This is a genomic window from Nonomuraea sp. NPDC004702, assembly GCF_053601695.1.
This window is the reverse complement of record NZ_JBSGCE010000001.1, coordinates 330,937-349,762: the sequence shown is the minus strand read 5'-3', so window position 1 is coordinate 349,762 and position 18,826 is coordinate 330,937. Positions and strand designations below refer to the sequence as shown.

Sequence of the window (18,826 nt, the reverse complement as noted above, 5' to 3'; positions counted from 1 at the left end):
TGCGATGGTGATGCCCGTTCCCCGCCCGGTCGAGGCTTTGGGCGGTTGCCGTCATAGTGGTCGTATTGGTCGCGACCTGGCCGTGACCTGGCTTTGTTTCCATGTGGGCGTGCGCAGGGTTACCGACGCCCCCCTCGGCACCCAGTTGTTCGTGCTCCAGATGGTGATCGTGCTGCTCGCCGTCGGCGGCACGGCAGGCGTGTGGGCGGGGCACACGAGGGAGCAGCTCGACGCGCTGCACCAGCAGCGCGCCCTGGCCATCGCCCAGTCGGTGGCCGCCCTTCCGCAGGTGCGCGACGCCTTCAGGCTGGAGAGGCCGGAGTCGGTGCTGCAACCGCTGGCGCTCAGCGTCCAGCACGAGACCGGAGCCGACTACGTGGCCATCGCCAACGCCGAGCAGAAGCGCTACGCCCATCCCAACGCCGCCCTGATCGGCAAGCGGCTGTCCACCGACGGCACCGCGGTCCTGCGTACGGGCCGCAGCTGGGTCGGCACCGAGACGGGCACGATCGGCACCACGGTCAGGGGCAAGACCCCCATCCGCGACGAATACGGCAACGTCATCGGCCTGGTGTCGGTCGGCGTGCTCCAGACCACGGTCACCGGCCAGCTCGGCGGCGCGCTGCCGCCGCTGATCTGGACCGCGCTGGCCGTGCTGCTGGCCGGCCTGGCGCTGGCCGCGCTGATCACCGCCCGGGTGCGCAGGCAGACGTTCGGGCTGGAGCCGCGCGAGATCGCCGCGCTGCTGGAGCAGCGCGAGGGCGTGCTGCACGGCGTGAAGGAGGGCGTGCTGGCCCTCGACCTGGCCGGGCGGGTCACGCTGGTCAACGACGCCGCCCGCGACCTGCTCGGCGACCTCGGGACCGACGTGACCCGCATGCCGGTCTCCGAGCGCATGCGCGACGTGCTGACCGGCGCCGACCCGGGCGAGGACCGCGTGGTGCTGCACGGCGAGCGCGTGCTGGTGCTCAACAGGACCCCGGTCGCGGTACGCGGCCGGCACCGCGGCTGGGTCGTCACCCTGCGCGACCGCACCGAGCTGGTCCGCCTGGCCCGCGAGCTGGACGACACCAGCAGCGCGACCGAGGCCCTGCGGGCCCAGGCCCACGAGTTCGCCAACCGCATGCACACCGTCGTCGGCCTGCTGGAGCTCGGCGAGCACGAGGCCGCGATCGGCTTCATCACCCGCACCACGGCCGGCGCGTACGCCACCGGCCTGCGCGAACGCGTCCAGGACCCCACGCTGGCCGCGCTGCTGCTGGCCAAGTCGGCGGAGGCGGCCGAGCGCGGGGCGCGGCTGGTGCTGGCCGAGGACTCCGCCGTGCCGGAGGGCGCGCTCGGCGACCCGCAGGACGCCGTCCTGGTGGTCGGGAACCTGGTGGCCAACGCGATCGACGCGCTCGACGGCGCGGGCGGCACGATCGAGGTCTCGGTCGTGGCCGACGCCGAGGGGCTGCACGTCCGCGTCGGCGACTCAGGGCCCGGCATCACCCCCGAGCTGGTGGAGGAGGTCTTCAGGGAGGGGTTCACGACGAAGGCCGCCCTGTCGGGGCCGCGTGGCCTGGGGCTGGCGCTGACCCGGCAGGCGTGCCTGCGCCGCGGCGGCTGGGTCCGGGTGCGCAACGCCGGCGGCGCCGTCTTCACCGCCCTGCTGCCCGCCGAGGTCCACGCGTGAACGACGTACGGGTCCTGGTGGTGGACGACGACTTCATGGTCGCCCGGATCCACGGCGGCTACGTCTCGCGCGTGCCCGGCTTCGAGGTCGTCGCCGTGGCGCACACCGGGGCAGACGCGCTCGCCGCCGTGGCCGAGCTCCGGCCCGACCTGGTGCTGCTCGACATCTACCTGCCCGACATGTCCGGCCTGGAGGTGCTCAAGGCCATCGACGACGTGGACGTCCTGATGATCAGCGCGGCCCGCGACGTCGCCACGGTCAGGGAGGCCATGCGCGGCGGGGCGGTCAACTACCTGATCAAGCCGTTCACCGCCGCCGCGCTCACCGAACGCCTGCGCCAGTACGCCGACACCCGCAGGCGGCTCACCGCCATCGGCCCCCAGGCCCGCCAGGACGACGTGGACCGGCTGTTCGGCGCGCCCAAGCAGCCCGTCCCGGTGCCCAAGGGCCTGTCGGCGGCCACCTGCGCGCTGGTGGCGCAGGCGCTGCGCGAGGCCGGGCGCGACCTGTCGGCGGCCGAGACGGCCGAGCTCACGGGCCTGTCGAGGGTGAGCGCGCGGCGGTACCTGGAGCACCTGTGCGCGTCCGGCCGGGCCGAGCTCCACCCCAGGTACGGCACCGCCGGACGGCCGGAACATCGCTACCGGTGGCTAGGTTGACACACTTCCGTATTCGTTTCTGGTGACATAGTCGGATACTCGTGCCTTACTGTTGCCTGAGACTTGGCTGCGGACCGGGAGGAGATTGAGGCGTGCGAAACGCCGGACCGATCGAATCACCGACGGACCCGTTCGCCTCGGTGCCGATGCCCACGTCGGGTGTCTCCAAGAAGCCGCGGATCGAAGGATTACCTCCGGGCGTGTCCCGTGACATCTTCGGCCCGCAGGACCAGCAGGAGCCCCGGCCGGCCCCAGGACCGAGCGCGCCCGGCGGTCAGACCGGCGGCGCGCTGCCACCGAAGGCGCCTCCCGCGCAACCGTGGCCGATGAAGGACAAGGACCCCGCCGGGCCCGCCCCCGTGTTCGGGGGGAGCGGCGACCGGCCGGCCGCCTTCGAGCCGGAGCCCGTCCGCCGGCGTCGCCTGCTGCCCGGGGTGCTGGTGCTGGTGCTCGTCCTGGCCACGCTGGCGTACGTGGTGCCGGCCGTGATGATGTCGGGGGCCGTGCTGCGCGGCACCCGGGTGGGCGGCGTGGAGATCGGCGGCCTGACCGTCACCCAGGCGGCCGACAAGCTGCGCACCGAGCTGGGCCCCAGGCTCAGCCGGCCGGTCACGGTGAACATCAACGGCAAGAAGGACACCGTCCAGCCCGACGACGCCGGTCTCGAACTCGACGTGGTCGGCACCATCGGGCAGGCCCCCAGCGGCTTCCCCGGCCCGGTCGAGGTCTGGCGCGGCCTGACCGGCACGACCGACGTCCCGCCGAAGATCACCATCGACTCCTCCCAGCTCACCAGGACCGTCGAGGGCCTGGCCGAAGGCGTGGACAAGCAGGCCCGCGAGGGCAGGGTGACCTTCTCGGGGCTGGAGCCCAAGGCCCGCATGCCCGAGGACGGCGTGCTCCTCGACCGCGACGACGCCGTGCGCCGGATCGGCGAGGCGTTCCTGCGCGGCGGCGGCGCCGTGGTGCTCTCCATGCGCCCGGCCAAGCCCGCCACCTCGGCCGAGAGCGTCGAGTCGGCCCTGGCCGCGGCCAGGAAGGCCGTCTCCGCGCCCGTCACGCTGACCCTCGCCGGCAAGCAGGCCCAGCTCACCCCCGCCATGATCGCCGCCCACCTGACCTACGTGCCGGGCGGCGACGGCGCGCTCGTCCCCCAGTTCGACGCGGAGGCCGCGCTCGCGCCGGTGGAGAACAGCCTCGTGGACGCCACCCAGCAGCCGCGCGACGCGACGTACCAGATCGTCGGCGACAAGCCGGTGCTGGTGCCCGCCCGCAAGGGCCGGGGCGTGAACGCCAAGCTGCTGGCCCGCGACGTCGAGAAGCTGCTCGCCTCGGCGGGCCCGCGGACCGTGGAGGTCAAGCTCGGCGTGGTCACCCCGGAGGTCACCACGAGCCAGATCCGCGGCCTCGGCATCAAGGAGAACGTCGGCACGTTCAGCACGTCCTTCGACTGCTGCCCGCCGCGCGTCACCAACATCCGCCGCATGGCCCAGGAACTGGACGGCAGGCTGGTCAAGCCGGGCGAGACGCTCTCGCTCAACGAGGCGACCGGCGAGCGCACGGTCGAGGACGGCTACGTCCGGGCGGGCCAGATCGTCGGCGGCCGGATGGTCGACATCGTCGGCGGCGGCGTCTCCCAGTTCGCCACCACCATGTACAACGCGGCCTTCCTCGGCGGCTTCGACCTGGTCGAGCACGAGCCCATGGACTACTACGCGCCCTCCTACCCGGCCGGGCGCGACGTGGCGCTGCTCTACCCCGACCGCGACCTCAAGTGGCGCAACGACTCCGAGTACGGCGTGCTGATCAAGACCGCCACCACCGCCACGACGGTCAGCGTCACCCTGTGGAGCACCAAGCGGTACGACAAGGTCGAGGCGGTCGAGTCCGAGCGGCGCGACTTCAAGCCGTTCGGCCGGGCGACCAGCAGCGAGCCGGGCTGCGTGCCGGCCACCGGCCAGCAGGGCTTCACGATCGACGTCACCCGCGTGTTCCACAAGGACGGCGAGATCGTGAAGAAGGACAAGAAGCTGGTCACCAAGTACCGGCCGCAGACCGCGCTCACCTGCGTCGCGGCCGGCTAGGACGTGGCGACCGCCAGGATGCGGTCGTCGCCCGGACGCGGTGAGCCCCGGCCGTCCTTGTTGCTGGTGCTCACCCACAGGCCGCCGCCGGGCGCCGCGGCGACCGCGCGCAGCCTGCCGTAGCGGCCGGTGTAGTGGGCCACGGGCGCGCCCGGCGAGCCGTCCCGGGCCAGCGGCACCTGCCACAGCCGCTGGCCGCGCAGCGTGCCCACCCACAGCGCGCCGTCCGCGTACGCCATGCCGGACGGCGACGCCTCGCCGGTGGACCAGGTGACGATGGGGTTGACGAACCGGGCGTCCTTCCCCTTGCCCTCGACCACCGGCCAGCCGTAGTTGGCGCCTGGCCGGACCAGGTTGATCTCGTCGTAGGTGTCGGCGCCGAACTCGGAGGCGTACAGGCGGCCCGCGGTGTCCCAGGCCAGGCCCTGGACGTTGCGGTGGCCGTAGCTGTAGACGAGCGTGCCGAACGGGTTGCCGGGGGCCGGGGCGCCGTCCACGGTCATGCGCAGGATCTTGCCGCCGAGCGAGTCGCGCCGCTGGGCCAGGCCGCGGTCGCCGGTCTCGCCGGTGGTGGCGTACAGGTAGCCGTCGGGGCCGAAGGCGAGCCGGCCGCCGTTGTGGATGCCGCCCTTGGGGATGCCCTGCACGAGGAGCCGCTCGTCGCCGAGGCCGTCGTCGCCGAGCTGGTAGCGGACGATCCGGTTGTCCTGCTCGGCGGTGTAGTAGAGGAAGACCTGCCGGTCCTTGACCGCCACGCCCAGCAGGCCGCCCTCGCCGCCGGGCCGCGTGTCGCCGATCCGGGCGACCTCGGTGACCTTGCCCGCGGGGGTGACGCGCAGCAGCCTGGCCGTGTCCCGCTCGGTGACCAGGGCGTCCCCGCCGGGCAGGAACGCGATCGCCCACGGCACGGCCAGACCGGTCGCCACGTCCTTGGGGGCGCGGGGCGCCCTGGCCGTCGGAGCCTTGGCCGTAGGGGCCCCGGTCGTCGGGGTGGAGGCCGTGGGGGTGGGGGCCGCCGGGTCCTCGGCCGTCGGCGCCTCGCCGCCGGCCGAGCAGGCGGGGAGCGCGGCCAGGAGCACGATCGTCCAGAGCTTCCTCATGTGTTCCATACTTCCCCGCGGGTCGTAAGGTTCTCGGCATGAAGATCTGGGTTCCGTCCGAAGCGGCGGCGGATGTCCTGTCTGACATTCCAGGCGTCGAATGCACTGTCTACGATGGTTCGGCCATGCCGGACGGCATCGAGGACGTCGAGGTCTGGATCCCGCCGCTGGTCGTGGTGCCCGACGTGCCGGGGACGCTGGCGCGGATGCGCTCGCTGCGGCTGGTGCAGACCGTCACCGCGGGGGTGGAGCCGTACCGGCCGCACCTGCCCGAAGGGGTGGTGCTGTGCAACGCCCGCGGCGTGCACGACGCCGGCACCGCCGAGTGGGCGGTCGGCGCGATGATCGCGGTGCTCAGGGAGTTCCCCGGATTCACCGACGCCCAGCGCCGCGGCGAGTGGACCTACCACCACACCGGCGTGCTGGCCGACTCCACCGTGCTCATCGTCGGCCACGGGTCCATCGGCGCGGCGGTCGAGCGGCGGCTGAGCGGCTTCGAGGTCGAGGTCGTCCGGGTGGCCAGGAGCGCGCGCGAGGGCGTGCACGCGATGGAGGAGCTGCCCGCGCTGCTGCCGTCGGCCGACGTCGTGGTCCTGCTCGTGCCCGCCACGCCCGACACCGCCGGCATGGTCGACGCCGCCTTCCTGGCCCGCATGAAGGACGGCGCCGTCCTGGTCAACGCCGCCAGGGGCGGCGTGGTCGACACCGAAGCCCTGATCGCCGAGCTCAAAACCGGTAGGCTACGCGCCGCGCTCGACGTCACCGCGCCCGAGCCGCTGCCGCAGGGCCACCCCCTTTGGAGCGCTCCGGGCGTGCTGATCACGCCGCACATCGCGGGCAGCACCCCCGCCTCCGTGCGGCGCACGCTCCGGCTGATCCGCGAGCAGCTCGGGCGCTACCTCGCAGGTGAAGAGTTGATCAACGTCATTACCGACTCGTATTGAGAGGATCCCGGAACGTGGCTGGTCCGTGACCTTTCGTGCGTACGGTGGCGTCTGCAGGGAGTTCCTGACTCGCTGTCAAGGAACTCTTGGCGGAAATTGGTCTGTGTGGTTATCAGATCGGTGACGACATCGGCGTTGTCACCACCCGCGCATCCGCGACCGCACACACTGGCGATGTGAGCGCCGGGCTTCGGCGGTCACTGGTGCAGGGTTCAAGACAGGATGGGCAACGACTGTGATCCGCTGGCGTGATCCACGGGCGCCGCTGGCCGCCGCAGGGGCGGCCGGAGTGGTGGCGTTCGCCGCCGCGCTCCTCGCGGGCGGGCCGGCCGTGCTGACCGGTGCCGTGGCGGGAGGCGTGGCGGCCCTGGTCGCCGCCGCCTCGCTGCTGGTGGCCTCGGTCAGGTCGGCCGAACATCGCTCGATGGCGATGGCCGCGCGCTGGATGGGCGGCGGAGCCGTCGTGTGGCTCGCCGGCGTGGCGCTCCGCGCGGTCGCCACCAGCTTCGTCGTCAGCTTCGCCGATCTGTTCGTCCTGCTCGGCACCGTGATCATCGCGGGCGGCGCGCTGATCGCCGCCGACCGCAGGTTCCCGGCCAAGGTCGTGTTACGGCATCTCACGGACGCGTACCTGTGCGCGGCCTCGCTCTTCCTCATCGGCTGGGTGGTGGCGCTGCGCCACTACTACGAGGACGCGGGCGACGCGCCCACGTTCACGTTCGCCATGGTGCCGCCGATGATCGCGTTGCTCGTCACCTGCGGGGTGATCCCCTCGGTGCTCACCAGCCGGGCCGGTTCCTGGCTGCTCGGCCTGGCCGGGGTGGGCGTGCTGGCCACCATGACCGTCGGCGGCCTGTCGGCCGCCATGGCCCGCCTGGCCGGCGACCCGCCGCCCATGTGGACCGTCATGCTCGTGCCCGTCGCGCTGCTCCTGCTGGCCGCCGTGCCCTGGGGGCCGCGGGCGCGGCCGGTCGGCGGTCCCGTCGTGCGCAACGTGGTCGCGATGATGCCGCTCGCGCTCGTCGCCGTGGCCGCCTGCACGCTGCTCGCCCACCTGGCCGGAGCCCGGGCCGCGCAGCCGGTGACCGGCGTCGTGGTGGTCGCGGTCTCCGTGGTGCTGCTCCTGCTGGTACGCCTGTTCGTGCTCTCGGCGGCGTCCATCCGGCTGCGCGGCCTGGTCTCGCTGGGCGAGCGGCAGCTCAGGGAGCTGGCCGAGAGCACCGGCGACGTGGTGCTGCTGTGCGACTACGAGGGCGTCGTCCACGAGATCGGCGCCGGCGTCGAGGTCACCTACGGCTACCCGCCCGAGGAACTGGTCGGCGGCTCGATCTTCGACTACATCCACCCCGAGGACGTCCCGGGCATCCAGGCCGCGATGCGCGCCATGACCACCGACGAGGAGGGCGCCGCGCCGGGCGCCTGCATGATCGCCTGCCGGGTGCGGGCCGCCGACGGCACCTGGCGGCCCACCGAGTCGGTCGCCACCCGCCACATCGGCGGCGACGACCTCATGCTCGTCACCACCCGCGACGTCAGCGACGAGGAGGCCCTGCGCAACCAGGTCGCCCACCTGACCTTCCACGACGGCGTCACCGGGCTGCCCAACCGCGCCTACTTCGAGGAGCGCACCCGCGAGGTGCTGGCCGGCCGCACGTCCGGCAACGTCGCGGTGATCTTCCTCGACCTCGACGGGTTCACCTCGGTCAACGACTCGGTGGGGCACGCCAGCGGCGACTACCTGCTCGGCCAGGCCGCCCGCCGGCTGCGCGGGGCCGTACGCGCCGACGACACGCTGGCCCGGTGGGGCGGCGACGAGTTCGCCGTGCTCGTGGAGACCGGCGGCGACGCGCAGATGGCCGTGGACATGGCCGAGCGCCTGGTACGCGCGGTCTCCCAGGAGCCGTTCCGGGTCGCCGACCGCGACGTGGCGCTGACCGCGAGCGTGGGCGTGGCCTTCACCGAGGACGGCCTGCCCGCCGGCGACCTCATGCGCAACGCCGATGTGGCGATGGCGCGTTCCAAGGAGCTGGGCGGGCGGCGGGTCGAGGTGTTCGCCGCGCAGATGCACGCCGACGTGGTGCGCCGCCTGGAGCTGGCCGCCGACCTGCAGCGGGCGCTCATCGAGCAGCAGTTCGCCATCGAGTACCAGCCCGTGGTCGACCTGGCCACGTCCCGGGTGACCGCGGTCGAGGCGCTGGTGCGGTGGTGGCGCGGCTCGGTGTTCGTGCCGCCGGAGCAGTTCCTCGGCCCGGCCGAGGACACCGGGCTGATCGTGCCGCTGAGCGAGTGGATCCTGCGCGAGGCGTGCCGCGAGGTGGCGTCCTGGCGGGCCTCGTCCTGGGACATCGGGCTGTCGCTCAACCTGTCGGCGCGGCAGATCACCGCGCCCCGCTTCGTCGAGACCGTCGAGCAGGCGCTGGCCGAGAGCGGCCTGCCCGCCTCCGCGCTCACCCTTGAGGTGATCGAGGAGATGCTCGTCGAGGACGCCGAGGAGACCATCAGGCGGCTGTCGGAGCTGCGCGCGCTGGGCGTGCGGCTGGCGATCGACGACTTCGGCACCGGTTACGCCTCGCTGGCCTTCCTCCGGCAGCTCCCGGTCGACATGATCAAGATCGACCCGTCGTTCGTGTCCGGGCTCGGCAGGGACGACACGCTGACCCTGCTCACCCGCACGATCGTGCGGCTCGGCCACGACCTCGGGCTCACCGTGGTGGCCGAGGGCATCGAACGGCCCGAGCAGCTGGAGCTGCTGCGCGAGATGGGCTGCACCAGAGGGCAGGGATTCCTGGTGGCGCGTCCCATGGCGGCCCGCGGCGTGGACAGTCTCATGCGGACGAGTCTCACCGTGTGAGACTCGCGTCCCGCCAAGTTGACATCGGGGCGTTCTGAGCGGCTATGGTGTAAGGCATGCTTCGCAGTGAGATTCTCGTAGTACTTCGCCGGCGCGCAGGCCGATAGCGAAGCACTCCGACCTGCGCGCCGCCCCAGTCCCACCCCCGCCGGTGGGAAGGGGCATTTTTTATGTCCTTAAGTGAGTAGCCACGCAAGGAACGAGCCGATGACCGAACGGATGACAGGTGCACAGGCCCTGGTGAGGGCGCTGGAGCACGTGGGAGTCGACACCGTGTTCGGGATCCCGGGCGGCGCGATTCTGCCCGCCTACGATCCCCTTTACGACTCGACCAAGGTCCGGCACGTGCTTGTACGGCACGAGCAGGGCGCCGGCCACGCGGCCGAGGGTTACGCGCAGGCCACCGGCAAGGTCGGGGTCTGCATGGCGACCAGCGGCCCGGGGGCCACCAACCTGGTGACGCCGATCGCCGACGCCTTCATGGACTCCGTGCCGATCGTGGCGATCACCGGCCAGGTCGCCGCCCCGATGATCGGCACGGACGCGTTCCAGGAAGCCGACATCTCCGGCATCACCATGCCGATCACGAAGCACAACTTCTTGATCACCGATCCCGCGGACATCCCGCGCACGATCATGGAGGCCTTCCACATCGCCTCGACCGGCCGTCCGGGGCCGGTGCTGGTGGACATCTCCAAGGACGCGTTGCAGGCCCAGACCACCTTCAGCTGGCCGCCTGTCATGCAGCTGCCGGGCTACCGCCCGGTCACCAGGCCGCACTCCAAGCAGATCCGCGAGGCCGCCAAGCTGATCGCCGAGTCCCAGCGGCCGGTTCTGTACGTCGGCGGCGGCGTGCACAAGGCCGGCGCGTCGGCCGAGCTGCTGCAGCTCGCCGAGCTGACCGGCATCCCGGTCGTCACCACCCTGATGGCCCGTGGCACGTTCCCGGACAGCCACCCCCAGCACATGGGCATGCCGGGCATGCACGGTAGCGTCTCGGCCGTGGGCGCGCTGCAGAGATCCGATCTGATCATCGGGCTGGGCGTGCGCTTCGACGACCGCGTGACCGGCAACCTGGCCTCGTTCGCGCCGCAGGCCAAGGTCGTGCACGCCGACATCGACCCCGCCGAGATCTCCAAGAACCGGCACGCCGACGTCCCCATCGTGGGCGACTGCAAGGAGGTCATCAGCGACCTCGTCGGCGCGATCCAGGCCTCCGGCCAGAAGGGCGACTACACCGACTGGTGGACCGTCCTGAACGGCTACAAGGAGACCTACCCGCTGGGCTACGAGACCTTCGAGGACGGCACGCTGGCCCCCCAGTACGTGATGGAGCGGCTGAGCGCCATCGCCGGGCCCGACGCCTACTACGTGTCCGGGGTCGGCCAGCACCAGATGTGGGCCGCGCAGTTCATCGACTACGAGAACCCCGGGACGTTCATCAACTCCGGCGGCCTCGGCACGATGGGCTTCGCCGTCCCGGCCGCCATGGGCGCGAAGATGGGCCGGCCGGAGGCCACGGTGTGGGCCATCGACGGCGACGGCTGCTTCCAGATGACCAACCAGGAGCTGGCCACCTGCGCCCTGGAGGGCGTGCCGGTCAAGATCGCCGTCATCAACAACGGCAACCTCGGCATGGTCCGCCAGTGGCAGACGCTCTTCTACGAGGAGCGGTACTCCAACACCAACCTCCAGACCGCGCGTCGCATCCCCGACTTCGTCAAGCTGGCGGAGGCCTATGGTTGTGTGGGCCTCAGGTGCGAGCGCGCCGAGGACGTCGACGCGACCATCAGGAAGGCCATGGAGATCAACGACGTGCCGGTCGTGATCGACTTCGTCGTCCACCAGGACGCCATGGTCTGGCCCATGGTCGCGGCCGGCACCAGCAACGACGACATCAAGATCGCCCGTGACATGGCGCCGAAGTGGGAGAACGAGGATGAGTAGACACACGCTGTCGGTGCTTGTCGAGAACAAGCCGGGTGTTCTCGCTCGGGTCTCCGCGCTGTTCAGCAGGCGGGGGTTCAACATCGACTCGCTCGCCGTCGGGCCCACCGAGCACGACGACATCTCGCGCATCACGATCGTGGTGAGCGTGGAGGAGCTGCCCCTTGAACAGGTCACCAAGCAGCTCAACAAGCTGGTCAACGTCCTGAAGATCGTCGAACTGGACCCGTCACAGTCGGTCCAGCGCGAACTCATGCTGATCAAGGTCAAGGCGGACGCCGAGAACCGGTCGCACGTCCTCGAACTCGTCAACCTCTTCCGTGCCCGCTGCGTGGACGTCGCGGCCGACGCGGTGACCATAGAGGTCACCGGCACTCCCGACAAGCTTGAGGCCTTCGTCAAGGTCCTTGAGCCGTTCGGGATCAAAGAACTCGTTCAGTCGGGCATGGTGGCCATCGGCCGCGGCGCCCGTTCCATCACAGACCGGTCCCTCAGGGCACTGGACCGTACCGCCTGAAAGGTTTTATTCAAGTGACCGAGATCTACTACGACGACCAGGCCGACCTGTCGATCATCCAGGGGCGTCACGTGGCCGTGCTGGGGTACGGCAGCCAGGGCCACGCCCACGCGCTCTCCCTGCGTGACTCCGGCGTCGACGTACGCGTCGGCCTTCCCGAGGGCTCCAAGAGCCGCGAGAAGGCGGAGAACGACGGGCTGCGGGTCGTCACCCCGGCCGAGGCGGTGGAGGAGGCCAACCTCACCATGATCCTCGCGCCGGACCACATCCAGCGCCACCTGTACGCCGAGCACGTCGCCCCCAACCTCGTCGAGGGCGACGCGCTCTTCTTCGGCCACGGCCTCAACATCCGCTACGGCCTCATCGAGGCGCCCGAGGGCGTCGACGTCTGCATGGTCGCCCCGAAGGGCCCGGGCCACCTGGTCCGCCGCCAGTTCGAGGCCGGCCGCGGCGTCCCGTGTCTCGTCGCGGTCGAGAAGGACGCCTCCGGCAAGGCCCTCGACCTGGCGCTGTCGTACGCCAAGGGCATCGGCGGCACCCGCGCCGGCGCGCTGCGCACCACCTTCACCGAGGAGACCGAGACCGACCTGTTCGGCGAGCAGGCCGTGCTGTGCGGCGGCGTCTCCGAGCTGATCAAGGCGGGCTTCGAGACCCTCATCGAGGCCGGCTACCAGCCCGAGGTCGCCTACTTCGAGTGCCTCCACGAGATGAAGCTCATCGTCGACCTCATGTACGAGGGCGGCATCTCCAAGATGTACTGGTCGGTCTCCGACACCGCCGAGTACGGCGGCTACACCCGCGGCCCGCGCGTCATCACCGACGAGACCCGCCAGGAGATGCGCCGCATCCTCGGCGAGATCCAGGACGGCACCTTCGCCCGGCAGCTCGTCGAGGAGTTCGACGGCGGCCAGAAGGAGTTCACGCGTCACCGCGAGGAGCTGGCCGAGAACCCGATCGAGAAGACGGGCGCGAAGCTGCGTCCGATGATGAGCTGGCTGAAGGGCTGACCTTTCGCCGTACGTCGCCCGCCTGCTGCACGGTCAGCGGGCGGGCGATGCTTTTCGCCCGTTTTCGGGGGTTCCCTGGCGAGGCGATGGCATGATGCCGGGATGCCTTTCGATCACAACGATCACTACCACCCGGCGATGGCGCGGCTCGTGCCCGAGGGGGCCCGGAGGGCGCTCGACGTCGGCTTCGGCACCGGGCGGTTCGCGCGGCGGCTGGCGGGTCTCGGGATCGAGGTCGACGCGGTGGACCCGGCGCCCGAGGTGATCGAGGCCGCCTCGTCGGCGCCGGTGAGCGGGGTGCGGTTCCTGTGCGCCGACGTCACGCGCATGGAGCTGCCCGCGGGGCGCTACGACTACATCTCCTGCCTGGCCAGCCTGCACCACATGCCGTTCGGGACCGTGGCCGCCTTCCGGGACGCGCTGGCGCCCGGCGGGGTGCTGGCCGTCCTCGGGTGCTACGCGGAGCGGACGGCCGCCGACTTCGCGTGGAGCCTGGCCGCCATACCGGTGAACGCGGCGGCCCGGGTGGTGGTGGCGGCGGGGGAGCGCGTGGGCGGGGCGCGTGCCGGGTCCGTGCCCGCGCCGGTGCGGCCGCCGGACATGTCCTTCGCTGAGGTACGGCGGGAAGCGGCGTCCCTGCTGCCCGGCTTCTCCCTGCGCCGGCTCCTCTTCTGGCGCTACCTCCTGACCTACCGCAAACCCGCCACCTTTGGGCATCCGGTCTGACCCACCGCGAACCCGCCACCTCAGGGCTACCGGTCTGACCTGCCGCCTCGGGGCTTCCGGTCTGACCTGCCGCAACCTGTCGTCTCGGGGCTTCCGGGCTTGACTCGTTGCAGAGGGTGCCGCCTGGGGGTTCCGGCTGACCTGCCGCAAGGCGTACCGTCTGGGGTTTCCGGGCTGACCTATCGCCAGGCGCGCCCCCCTCCGGGGTGGCGCTCACCTGCCGCAAAGCGCCCGGCTTCCCGCTACAGGGCTGACCGGCCGCGTGGGCGCGGTCTTGCGCGATGGGTCGCGGTGAGGGCCCAGGCGGCGGTGGCCGCCGCGACCGTGGCCGGGGCGATGAACGGGGTGACGGCGGCGTGCACGCGCAGCGCCGAGGCCGCCACGACGGCGCCCGAGACCACGCAGAGCACCACGCCCAGCGGGCGCAGCACCCCCGAGCGCGGGCGGACCGCCCGGCCCGCCAGGCTGGTCAACGTGCCCGTGACGTAGGTCGTGGACAGCCCGGGGCCGCCCGCCCAGCGCGTGACCGCGCTCTGCAGGCCCATCGCCGTCCCCGAGGCGGCGATCAGCGCCGGATGCGGCAGCACGCGCGCCGCCCATCCGGCCGCCACCACCACCAGCAGCGCCAGCTCCGCGAGCAGCACCACCAGCGGCCGCACGGGCATCCCGATCGGCACCCCCACCGGCCCCTCCACAGGCTCCTGGACCTGCACCTCCACGCGTTCCCGGTCCGGCCTCGCCGCCGGTTCCCCGCCCCGGGCCGCCGCGGGCTCGTGAGCCTGCGCCTCCGCCGGTTCCCCGCCCCGGGCCGCCGCGGGCTCGTGAGCCTGCGCCTCTGCCGGTTCCCCGCCCCGGGCCGCCGCGGGCTCGTGAGCCTGCGCCTCTGCCGGTTCCCTGTCCGGCGCCGTCGCGGGCTGCTGGGCCTGTGCCTCTGTCGGGGCGCGGGCGGGTGGGGTGGTGGTCCGTGGGGGCGGGGGAGCGCGTCCTGCGGGGGTGGTGCCGCCCAGCAGGGTGAAGCCGATCGTCAAACCCAGGCAGAACGTGGTCAGGGCGATTCCCGAGCGGATGACGTGCGAGGTGTCGCCGGTGCCGAGCGCCAGGCCGAGCAGGACGACGTTGCCGGTCATGTTCGCGGTGAACACCTGTCCGAGCGCGAGAAAGCTCAGCGCGTCGACGGCCCCTGCCGCGAGCGCCAGAGCGAGCATGGAGAACCGTCCGAAACGCATACTCTGAGCACTATAACGATTACTCTGGGTGATTAGTCAACAGGGTGGCGGGACAGCTGCGAGCTTCCGGGAAGCGTGATAATAATACCGGTATAGTTATCGCGCCGAGGGCTGGGAGGCCGCTGTGATCACGCTCAAGACCGCCGGGGAGATCGACGCCATGCGGGAGGCGGGCCGTGTCGTGGCCAACGTGCACGCCGCCGTCAAGGAGCGGGCCGCCGCCGGGGTGTCGCTGCTGCAGCTCGACGAGGTGGCCCGCGAGGTCATGCACGCGGCCGGGGCGCGGTCGTCGTTCCTCGGCTACCACCCGTCGTTCGGGGCCATGCCGTACCCGGGGGTGGTGTGCACGTCCGTGAACGGGGTCATGCTGCACGGGTTGCCCACGCCGTACCGGCTGCGCGAGGGCGACGTGCTGAGCGTGGACTTCGGCGCGCACGTCGACGGCTGGCACGCCGACGGTGCGGTCACCTTCACCGTCGGGCCCGGCCGCGCCGAGGACCTCAAGCTCATCCGGGTGGCCGAGGAGACGCTGGCGGCGGGCATCGCGGCCGCCGTGCCGGGCGGCCGGATGGGCGACATTGGGCACGCGATGTCGCTGGTCGGCCGCGGCGCCGGCTACGGCATGCAGAACGACTTCGGCGGCCACGGCATCGGCCGGGCCATGCACGAATCGCCCTTCGTGCCCAACGAGGCCCGCCCCGGACGCGGCCTGCGGCTGCGCCCCGGACTGGTGATCGCCATCGAGCCGAGCCTGATGGCGGGCGGCGACGACGAGTACGTCATGGCCGAGGACGGGTGGTCGGTGTGCTCCGGCGACGGCAGCAGGAGCGCCCACGTCGAGCACACGGTGGCCATCACCGCGGACGGCCCGGTGGTTCTCACCCTCCCCTGACGCCTCCCGTCAGCGCGCGGTCACGGCCGGACCGGATATTCCTCTGCTGCGTACACCGATCGGTCAAGAAGGGCGAGCTGTGGCACCCCTTCCCCCAAGCCGCGTATTTGTGCAGGTAAAGACAGAAATAGCGGCGTTTGTTGAAAGAGGGCCTAGGGCAAATCTCCTCCCGATAGCTACGGAGAGTAGTCGATAGGTATCAAGGAGAATCGATATGTTCAGACAAGGGCTCATCCTGGCCGGGCTCGTCGGCGGGATGGTCATGGTCGGCGGCTCCGCTCTAGCGGCGACCCCTCACATGGCCTTCGTCCCTCACTCCGACGAGGACCCGGGCCGGGTTCTCTTCGTCTGCGGTGACGAGAACATCTTCGCCCGTGGCGAGGTCGACAACAGCACCAGCGGCGTGCTCGTCCTCGAGACCGGCGACATCCTGAGCCAGATCCTCGGCATCAAGAGCAAAGACACGAAGTGCGCCGTCAGCTGAAGTAATTCCTCAGCGGCTGAACTGCACGACTAAGGGGCCTGTCCACCGGGGCAGGCCCCTTTGTCGTGTCCTTTTCCGGGTCCAGCGCGAAGGCCGAAGGGCCGCGCTCTGCCGGAGGGGGGCGGGCCCGGCCGCGGTCCGGTGTGCGGGGGGACGTGCGGCGCGGGCCCGCCGGGAGGGGAGCGTGCCGGGCATGCGGTGGGACGACCGGCTTGGGGGTGGGGGCCGGCGACGGCCCGGCGCTCTCGGGGTCAGGGGTTCGCCACGGCGTTGAATCCGCATTCTGGCGCGCCTATGTCGGCTATGTAGTGAAAATGCGGACTATATCTGGAGCTCCAGGTGATCGGAGCGTGATGACCAGCCTGTCGAGCCGGGTGCACCGCGGCGGCCCACCGGGCATCCGGAGGCCGCCGGGGCGTTCATTGGTTCGTCAGCACTGGGCCGGCTTCAGCCACGAGCACTCCAGGTCGCCCGCCGTGCCCTGGTCGGCGGCCTTGAGCTGGGCGGTGACGTCGGTCGCCGTCGCCCGCGAGAACTGCGCGAGCCGTACGGCGATCTTGTCCTCGATGTCCTTCGGCGAGCCGGACAGGTACTGGTTCAGCATGATCGAGAAGATCAGCGGCTCGCCCTCGGCGCTGGTCACGTAGCCGGACAGCGAGGTCACGCCGGTCAGCGAGCCCGTCTTGGCGTGCACGTTGTTCGCCGCGGGGGTGTTCCGCATCCGGCTGCGCAGCGTGCCGCCGGTGAGACGGTCGGCGTTGCCGGCGATGGGCAGGGCCTCGTACCAGGTGCTGAACCACGGCTTGGTCCGTACGGCGGTCAGGAGCTGGACGATCGAGCCCGGCGAGAAGCCGTCGCGGCGCGACAGGCCCGAGCCGTCCCGCATGTTGATCACCTGGACGCCGTTGGCCTTCGCGAAGTCCGTGGCGACCTTCAGCCCGGCCGACCAGGTGCCCTGGTTCGCGGCCTTGCGGCCCATGGCCTTGGTGAGGATCTCGGCGTGCATGTTGTTGCTCAGCTTCAGGAACGGCACCAGCAGCTCGCTCAGAGGCATCGAGTCGTGCCTGGCCAGCTCGGCCGCCCCGGCGGGAGCCGCGCCCGTCGCCGTCGGGCCGAGCACCCGTACGCCGTGCGCGGCCAGCGCCTTGCGGAACAGCGAGGACACGTAGGCCGTGGGGTCGTCCACCGCGACCCACTCCTGGTACGGGTCGGCGACCGTGCCGGTGATCACGACCGTCCGCGTGCCGTGCTGCCGCTCGATGAGGACGTCGGTCTCGGCGCCCACGGTGGCCTTGTTGACGATCTTCAGGTAGTCGGTCGCCGGGGTCGTCGAGACCTTGACCTGGCCCGCGTCGGCCTCGACCGAGACGATCACCGAGCCGGCGTCGTAGTCGCGGTCGGGGGAGGCGGTCAGCGCGGAGATCGGCGCCGCGTAGTAGGCGGTCTCGTCGTCCCAGGCCCAGTCGGTGCCGAGCCGCTGGCCGTCGAACCAGGTGTCGTCGGCGATCAGCTTGCCCGTGACGACCTTGACGCCGGCCGCCGCGACCTTGGCCGCCAGCGCGTCGTAGTCCTCGGCGAGCATGGTCGGGTCGCCGGTGCCGCGCAGCACGAGGTCGCCGGTGAGCACCGAGCCGACCTTGCGGCCGGCGTTCAGCACGGTGGTCGGGAAGCGGTAGTCCAGGCCGAGCGTCTCCACCGCCGCCGCCGAGGTGAACAGCTTGGTGTTGGACGCCGGGGTCAGCAGCTTGCCGGCGTCGGTGGCGTAGAGCTGCTCGCCGTTCGCGGCGCTCTTCACGACGACGCCCGCCCTGGCGATCGTGAGCCGGGAGTCGCCGAGGATCTGGTTGATGTCCTGGGTCAGGTCGGCCACGCCGGGCGAGGGGTCGAGGGCGACCGCCGGTGTGGAGGGGCCGGACGCCCACGCGAGTGCCGCGACGAGCGTGCCCGCGAGGAGGGAGGCTGAGGTGCGCCGCATGTGGTCTCCAAGGGACTGGGGGGATCGCATGTGAGCATGAATCAGCGCAGTCGCCGTGTAATCCGCAAATATCCGTATTTCTGAAGCCGGCTCGGCGCGGGGCCCGGAGAAGGGGCGGGGGTCAGGCGGAAGGTTGGCCGGAGGCGAGGAGGAAGCCGCAGTCGCCGAAGGAGATCTCGTCGCCCGACTTGACCCGGACGGGCCCCACCAGCCGCCACCCGTTGAGCCGGGTGCCGTTGAGCGAGCCGAGATCGACCAGCAGCCAGCCGCCGTCGCCCTCCCGCCGCAGCTCGGCGTGCACGCGCGACACCGTCAGGTCCGACAGGACGAGGTCGCAGGCCGACCCCCGGCCCACGACGTAACGCAGCCGGTCGTCGTCCGGCAATGCCAGCCGGGGCAGCCGCGGCCGCCGCCAGGCCGCCTGCAGCCGGGTGGTGAGTTCCGACACCGACGAGACCGCGTCCGTCAGCCGCTGCCTGATCGTGGGCCGGCGCGGCAGGTCGGCGACCAGTTCGTCGAGCTCGTGCTGGTTGCGCGCCCGCAGCGCCTGGTCGACCCGGCCGACGAAGGTGTCGTGGGAGATCCGGCCCTCCACGGCCCGGTGCTTGAGCTCGTCGATCGCGCGGTCGCGTTCCCCGTCGGAGGCGCGGAACGGCGGTTGGGTGGAGCTCATGTCCCGAGTATCGGCCTGAACGGCGTTCCGTGTCCAGAATACGCGGATCAGTTGCGATGGCCATAC

15 protein-coding genes are annotated in these 18,826 nt (G+C 71.5%); 11 read left to right on the top strand and 4 right to left on the bottom strand.

Going from position 1 to position 18,826, the window contains the following annotated elements; translation table 11 throughout:
• The first annotated feature begins 109 nt into the window (after window positions 1-109).
• The 3 genes from ACWEJ6_RS01710 (at window position 110) to ACWEJ6_RS01700 (ending at window position 4,418) form a co-directional block, all read left to right on the top strand.
• Window positions 110-1,675 (top strand): ATP-binding protein, encoded by a 1,566-nt coding sequence (locus ACWEJ6_RS01710; RefSeq protein WP_452420555.1) that lies wholly within the window; start codon window positions 110-112, stop codon window positions 1,673-1,675.
• Window positions 1,672-2,334: a response regulator gene (locus ACWEJ6_RS01705; RefSeq protein ID WP_358288670.1), complete on the top strand. Its 663-nt coding sequence runs from the start codon at window positions 1,672-1,674 to the stop codon at window positions 2,332-2,334. The genes ACWEJ6_RS01710 and ACWEJ6_RS01705 overlap by 4 nt, the downstream gene beginning before the upstream one ends.
• A gap of 200 nt (window positions 2,335-2,534) precedes the next feature.
• A complete protein-coding gene (locus ACWEJ6_RS01700) occupies window positions 2,535-4,418 on the top strand; it encodes a VanW family protein (protein WP_452420553.1) in 1,884 nt (627 codons plus the stop codon).
• Here the strand turns inward: ACWEJ6_RS01700 and ACWEJ6_RS01695 are convergent.
• Complete coding sequence (locus ACWEJ6_RS01695) at window positions 4,415-5,527, bottom strand: PQQ-dependent sugar dehydrogenase (protein WP_452420551.1); 1,113 nt, start codon at window positions 5,525-5,527, stop codon at window positions 4,415-4,417. The genes ACWEJ6_RS01700 and ACWEJ6_RS01695 overlap by 4 nt on opposite strands.
• 116 nt (window positions 5,528-5,643) lie before the next feature.
• Between ACWEJ6_RS01695 and ACWEJ6_RS01690 the strand changes: the two genes are divergently transcribed.
• The 6 genes from ACWEJ6_RS01690 (at window position 5,644) to ACWEJ6_RS01665 (ending at window position 13,510) form a co-directional block, all read left to right on the top strand.
• Complete coding sequence (locus tag ACWEJ6_RS01690) at window positions 5,644-6,462, top strand: 2-hydroxyacid dehydrogenase (RefSeq protein ID WP_397164555.1); 819 nt, start codon at window positions 5,644-5,646, stop codon at window positions 6,460-6,462.
• A gap of 235 nt (window positions 6,463-6,697) precedes the next feature.
• On the top strand, window positions 6,698-9,313 hold the full coding sequence (locus ACWEJ6_RS01685) for a putative bifunctional diguanylate cyclase/phosphodiesterase (RefSeq protein ID WP_364330518.1): 2,616 nt from the start codon (window positions 6,698-6,700) through the stop codon (window positions 9,311-9,313).
• A gap of 207 nt (window positions 9,314-9,520) precedes the next feature.
• Window positions 9,521-11,260, top strand: coding sequence for an acetolactate synthase large subunit (locus ACWEJ6_RS01680; RefSeq protein WP_358288656.1), 1,740 nt, complete (start codon window positions 9,521-9,523; stop codon window positions 11,258-11,260).
• Complete coding sequence (gene ilvN / locus ACWEJ6_RS01675; protein ID WP_352318972.1) at window positions 11,253-11,777, top strand: acetolactate synthase small subunit; 525 nt, start codon at window positions 11,253-11,255, stop codon at window positions 11,775-11,777. Before ACWEJ6_RS01680 ends, ilvN begins: the two co-directional genes overlap by 8 nt.
• A gap of 23 nt (window positions 11,778-11,800) precedes the next feature.
• On the top strand, window positions 11,801-12,784 hold the full coding sequence (gene ilvC / locus ACWEJ6_RS01670; RefSeq protein WP_352319077.1) for a ketol-acid reductoisomerase: 984 nt from the start codon (window positions 11,801-11,803) through the stop codon (window positions 12,782-12,784).
• A 102-nt stretch (window positions 12,785-12,886) separates the two neighbouring features.
• On the top strand, window positions 12,887-13,510 hold the full coding sequence (locus ACWEJ6_RS01665) for a class I SAM-dependent methyltransferase (RefSeq protein ID WP_452420548.1): 624 nt from the start codon (window positions 12,887-12,889) through the stop codon (window positions 13,508-13,510).
• A gap of 242 nt (window positions 13,511-13,752) precedes the next feature.
• On the opposite strand, the gene ACWEJ6_RS01660 is transcribed toward ACWEJ6_RS01665, so the two are convergent.
• Window positions 13,753-14,736, bottom strand: a complete 984-nt coding sequence (locus tag ACWEJ6_RS01660) for a DUF1275 family protein (protein WP_452420546.1) — start codon at window positions 14,734-14,736, stop codon at window positions 13,753-13,755.
• Between the two features lie 124 nt (window positions 14,737-14,860).
• Between ACWEJ6_RS01660 and map the strand changes: the two genes are divergently transcribed.
• The gene (map, locus tag ACWEJ6_RS01655) at window positions 14,861-15,628 is read left to right on the top strand and encodes a type I methionyl aminopeptidase (RefSeq protein ID WP_452420544.1); all 768 of its coding nucleotides are present in this window, start codon (window positions 14,861-14,863) and stop codon (window positions 15,626-15,628) included.
• Window positions 15,629-15,842: 214 nt separating this feature from the next.
• A complete protein-coding gene (locus ACWEJ6_RS01650) occupies window positions 15,843-16,112 on the top strand; it encodes a hypothetical protein (RefSeq protein WP_352318980.1) in 270 nt (89 codons plus the stop codon).
• Between the two features lie 430 nt (window positions 16,113-16,542).
• On the opposite strand, the gene dacB is transcribed toward ACWEJ6_RS01650, so the two are convergent.
• Together dacB and ACWEJ6_RS01640 are read right to left on the bottom strand one after the other, a co-directional pair.
• On the bottom strand, window positions 16,543-18,087 hold the full coding sequence (gene dacB / locus ACWEJ6_RS01645; RefSeq protein ID WP_452420542.1) for a D-alanyl-D-alanine carboxypeptidase/D-alanyl-D-alanine endopeptidase: 1,545 nt from the start codon (window positions 18,085-18,087) through the stop codon (window positions 16,543-16,545).
• Between the two features lie 121 nt (window positions 18,088-18,208).
• On the bottom strand, window positions 18,209-18,760 hold the full coding sequence (locus ACWEJ6_RS01640) for a DUF1707 and FHA domain-containing protein (protein ID WP_358288640.1): 552 nt from the start codon (window positions 18,758-18,760) through the stop codon (window positions 18,209-18,211).
• Between the last annotated feature and the right edge of the window lie 66 nt (window positions 18,761-18,826).